This is a genomic window from Thermocladium sp. ECH_B (genome assembly GCA_001516585.1).
Taxonomy (GTDB): domain Archaea; phylum Thermoproteota; class Thermoprotei; order Thermoproteales; family Thermocladiaceae; genus Thermocladium.
Map to the genome: position 1 here is coordinate 1 of LOBW01000117.1, position 3,172 is coordinate 3,172.

General features: G+C 38.4%; 3 protein-coding genes and 1 pseudogene. 2 read left to right on the forward strand and 2 right to left on the reverse strand.

Annotated elements, in window-relative coordinates; genetic code table 11:
* Both AT710_09455 and AT710_09460 read right to left on the reverse strand, forming a co-directional pair.
* Positions 1–260, reverse strand: a pseudogene (locus tag AT710_09455).
* A gap of 401 nt (positions 261–661) precedes the next feature.
* Positions 662–1,843 (reverse strand): hypothetical protein, encoded by a 1,182-nt coding sequence (locus AT710_09460; GenBank protein ID KUO90143.1) that lies wholly within the window; start codon positions 1,841–1,843, stop codon positions 662–664.
* 500 nt (positions 1,844–2,343) lie between these two features.
* Between AT710_09460 and AT710_09465 the strand changes: the two genes are divergently transcribed.
* Together AT710_09465 and AT710_09470 are read left to right on the forward strand one after the other, a co-directional pair.
* Positions 2,344–2,544 (forward strand): hypothetical protein, encoded by a 201-nt coding sequence (locus AT710_09465; GenBank protein ID KUO90144.1) that lies wholly within the window; start codon positions 2,344–2,346, stop codon positions 2,542–2,544.
* Between the two features lies 1 nt (position 2,545).
* Positions 2,546–3,094, forward strand: a complete 549-nt coding sequence (locus tag AT710_09470) for a hypothetical protein (protein ID KUO90145.1) — start codon at positions 2,546–2,548, stop codon at positions 3,092–3,094.
* The last annotated feature ends 78 nt before the right edge of the window (positions 3,095–3,172 follow it).

The window sequence follows — 3,172 nt, forward strand, 5'->3', positions numbered from 1 at the left end:
CATATATTGACGTGCTCCGCATACCCGCTCATCTTTATTATGGGCTTATTGCCCGTTGCCCATTCCATTATTCTTGGATTAATTAAATTACTGGCTTCCCGCGACATGAATGGCACGACATTGGCGCCATGTCTTATTAATAGCCGAGCCACGTCTGGAATTCTATATATGGATATGCCGCCGCTCATGGCTAAAATGATTGTTTTTCCCCGTAATGCCCAACTNAGTGATCCCCGTATGGATTCTATGGATTCAGGCATAGGCGATTAATTATAGGCAAAAATAAATCCATTTGGCTTCACGATTCCTTACCTGTACGGTTAAAGAAGAGACCACCGACCTCCTCCCCGCCATTTGGCGAGGGTTCCCCGAGGTCTAGAAANCCCCTCATCCCAACCCCGGCCTCAAGGGAGCCTTGCCGCTTCACTATCATTTATTTATCCAAGGAAATTATAAAGGCTGTAAAAGAACTCTTTAAGGAATATTGGGGTGAGGAAATTGAAGAGCATTATAAACTTGCTGGGCAAGGAATTAATAAAATGATTTGGAAAAGTATGTTAGACAATGAAACATAAGGCAAATGCCTTTTCCTGTGCGTTTACAAAAGAAGGAGCTGGAAAGTCTCGTCTAAGGTGGTCAAATTATACAAGAGCTTATATAACTAGCTCATCTTCTTTATCCACATCCTTGCAGAATGTCTTAATCCGATCCTAGTAGGTAAATCTGAAGGTAAGGCATATTTTCCTCTGCCAACTTTTACTATAAATCCGTAATCAATGAGTATACTTAATAATTCGTTAAGTCTAGAACTCTCAATTTGTTCCTTAAATAATGAATTAATTACATCCCTTATCTCGCTTAAACTTCCCTTATTTCCTAACCTGGACAAGGCTAAAACTATTTCAGCATATCTCGTGGGCGAATTTGAAGTTTTTAGGAACCTTGTGAAATCCTTTGAAACTTCCTTTGCAGCCTCTTTCAATATTACCTTAATATCAACTTGGTGGGAATGCTTAACTGCATAAGAATAACTCCTACCAAATAAAGCTAACCAACCGGGGATTCCGTCAAAAAGCTTTACTGCCTCATCTATTACCTTCCCATCTACATTAATTCCTTCCTCTTTAAATCCTTGAGTTAAGAATTCCTTTGAAGTATATCCGTTGAACCTCTCTAACTTTATTCTAAAGAATTTCCTGCCAAAGAAGGGCTTTTCTTCCTCAACCTGATTTAAAATTTCCTCAGTAACACCTACAAAACTTCCGGAAACTACGATAACTGTATTGTCACACCACTCGTAAACGTCATGTAAGAACGAACCTAGATCAAAGCCCTTCACTTTCTTAATATTTTGTATTTCATCAATAAAAACCACTAAATATTTTTTATTATACTTAGAAATTGAATCTAAAGCCCTAATAACCTCATTAACGTCCTGAGTGTTAAATTCTCTCAATTTTATTCCTATTTTTACCCAATTTGATTCCAAAATATCATTAGGATCTACTCCTAACCTATTTGCTATAATTTTCGAAACTCTACCTGCAAAGGTGTATTTTTTAAGAGTTTCAACCGCCCCCTCGATGAAAATCCTTGAGAAAATATTCATTGGATACGATTTTTTATTTCCTATCTTTCCTAAGTTAATTGATAGAGAGATATAATCTGAAAGCTCGTTAAGAGTTACTCTAACAAGGCTGGTTTTTCCTATCCTCCTTATCCCTAAGACTGCAGCAAAGTCCTTGCGCAATATTATATCCTTTAGCTCTTCAATCTCTTTATCTCTATCAAAGAAGTCTTCTCTCCTCGATTTAGGTCTAGTGTCAAAGAGAATTTCCGCCACCGGAATTATTCCGGAACCGGAATTTTTAAATTTTAGCAATAGTAAGAAGGAAAGAAATGGAAAACAACTACTAATATCATTCTAAATTTTCTTAAACCTTAACGCATCGTCAAAGGAGTATATATTATTAAATAGAACGTGGACAGTAACATTTCCCAAACTCTCGTCGCGTTTTGCAACTTCCTTTAATTTCTGCAAATCGTCATTAGTATATAGGAATAATTAACTTCTCCTTTTCCTATTCCGTGCAATCTGTAGTACTTCATTTGAGTCAAGGAGCTGTGCCTAAATGGGTCAACTACGTTGATAAAACGAACGGCAAACCTCGCCCTTTAGGGCGGGGAGGAGGTCAGAGTTCCATAAAATTCTTACTCATTTAAATAACGTAAATCAGAAGTAATAAGACAAAAACTTTCTGGAAACACTAGCGATGTATTTCTCCATATTATAGTAGTCTGCATGGGGTTAAGTTTTTTAAACATGTTTAAGCAATGTCGCGCATGGAGCCAAGGCTTCGGCTAATAAATGGCATGATGCATGATAATCCGCTATTAATGATTTGCCCCGGATGCGGTGATAGGCTTAAGATAGAGAACGAAACAGCGCGGAGCAATGCTAATTATTACATAGCTGAGAGGAACATTAAATGCAATAAATGCGGTTTAAAGATACGGCAATACATATACATATTGAGGGGATAATATGTTTAAGGGAAGAGACGTTAATGTCCACATAGAGAGGACTGCTAGGACTATAATGTATGGTTTCCTGATCAACATTATCACCATAGTTGCCCTCGTGGTTTCAATATCATCTATCACGATTAATGCGGAATCGCCCTCTGCCGGCCTAGTGAAGGGTCTTCCCCTTATAGATTATTTCTCTGCGGGCTCAGTGATTCTATTATTACTATTGATTTTAGTACCGGCAATGATTTCCTACATGGCTAGGCTCAGCACATTGCGCCGGGAATTTAAGGACGCCAGAAGACTTATACATATTTATATAATCATCAATGCAATCACTGCGGTATTCACGGCTACTTACCTAGTTAGGGTTAATCCCTTACTTGGATTCTGGACCAATGGATTAACCACAGCCGCAATAATAGTTCCGATATTTGTTGTCTCAATAATGGTGCTTCTCATGATTGGAATAGCGGCAATGTATATTGGCTTACTCGCGCTCGGAAGAGTGGAGGACTTGTTTAGGCCCAGGAGAAAGCCGGGTCACTCGTCGCCTCATCCCTAATGAGGAAACTATTTCATCTATGGCATTTATGGTCCTCCAATGATTTATTGTGGGGAAAAACAGAAAAACGGATTTTTT

Bases quoted from the DNA above. Each gene is read 5' to 3' on its own strand.
- AT710_09465 (KUO90144.1), top strand. From the start codon at position 2,344: ATGGAGCCAAGGCTTCGGCTAATAAATGGCATGATGCATGATAATCCG.
- AT710_09470 (KUO90145.1), top strand. From the start codon at position 2,546: ATGTTTAAGGGAAGAGACGTTAATGTCCACATAGAGAGGACTGCTAGG.